2 protein-coding genes are annotated in these 1,050 nt (G+C 77.3%); both read left to right on the top strand.

Features of this window, described 5'->3' with window-relative positions; all coding sequences use genetic code 11:
- On the top strand, positions 1-213 hold a 213-nt coding region (locus ICW40_RS20540; RefSeq protein WP_221655820.1), incomplete at its 5' end, for a hypothetical protein.
- Positions 210-1,050: GTPase (locus ICW40_RS20535; protein ID WP_221655819.1), on the top strand; the 841-nt coding region annotated here is incomplete at its 3' end. The genes ICW40_RS20540 and ICW40_RS20535, both read left to right, overlap by 4 nt.

Here is a 1,050-nt window from a genome sequence, read left to right as displayed (position 1 = left end):
GGCCTGGAGCCCGCGGTGACCGCGCTCGCGGAGGCGGACCCGGGGTCGTCGTCCGCCGTCGAGACGCTGCGTGCGGCGCTCGCCGACGCCGTCGAGGAGCAGGTCCGCGCGGGCGCCGCGCCGACGTCATGGGTCCTCGCGTCGGCCGACCTCGAGGCCGACGCCGCGTCGCGGCTCAGGCTGCGCGGCGCGGTGCTCAAGGCGGTGCGATGACCCGGGCGGGCACCGGCACCCGGACGGCCGAGCTCCTCGAGCGGGTCGCCGCGATCGAGGGCGCCCTCGCCACCGCGGGGTCCCGCGTGCCACCGGCGACGGCGGCGGCGGTGCGCCGGGCGCTGGCGACCGTGCGCGAGCGGCTCGCCCTGGGTGCCGACCACACGGTCGTCGCGCTCGTGGGCGGCACGGGATCGGGCAAGTCGAGCCTGTTCAACGCGCTCACCGGCCTCGACTTCGCGGACGTCGGAGTCAGCCGTCCGACGACGTCCGAGGTCACCGCGTGCATGTGGGCGCACGACGCGTCGGCGCTGCTCGACTGGCTCGGGGTCGCCCGGGACCGGCGGATCGAGCGCGAGAGCGAGCTCGACGGCGAGTCGCAGGCGGACCTGCGCGGGCTCGTCCTGCTCGACCTGCCGGACCACGACTCCGTCGAGCCGGCGCACCGCGCCGTGGTGGACCGGCTGCTGCCGCTCGCCGACCTGCTGGTGTGGGTCGTGGACCCGCAGAAGTACGCCGACGACGCCCTCCACTCGGGCTACCTGCGCCACCTGGCCGGGCACGAGGCGTCGATGCTCGTGATCGTCAACCACATCGACACGGTGCCGCTCCACGCGCAGGCGGGCCTGCTGCGCGACGTGGCGCGGCTGCTGGAGGAGGACGGGCTGCACGGCGTCGGCGTGCACAGCGCCTCGGCGCGCACGGGCGACGGCGTGCCGGTCGTCCGCGGGGCCCTCGCGGCCACGGTCGCGGGGAGCACCGTCGCCCAGGTCCGTGCGGCGGCGGAGATCGACGACGCCGCCGGCGAGCTCGCCCGCGCGCTGGGCGGCTCCGAGA

The sequence above is a fragment of the Actinotalea ferrariae genome (assembly GCF_019733465.1).
GTDB lineage: Bacteria > Actinomycetota > Actinomycetes > Actinomycetales > Cellulomonadaceae > Actinotalea > Actinotalea ferrariae_A.
Note: the sequence above shows the minus strand (reverse complement) of the source record. Positions and strands in the feature narration are given on the sequence as shown.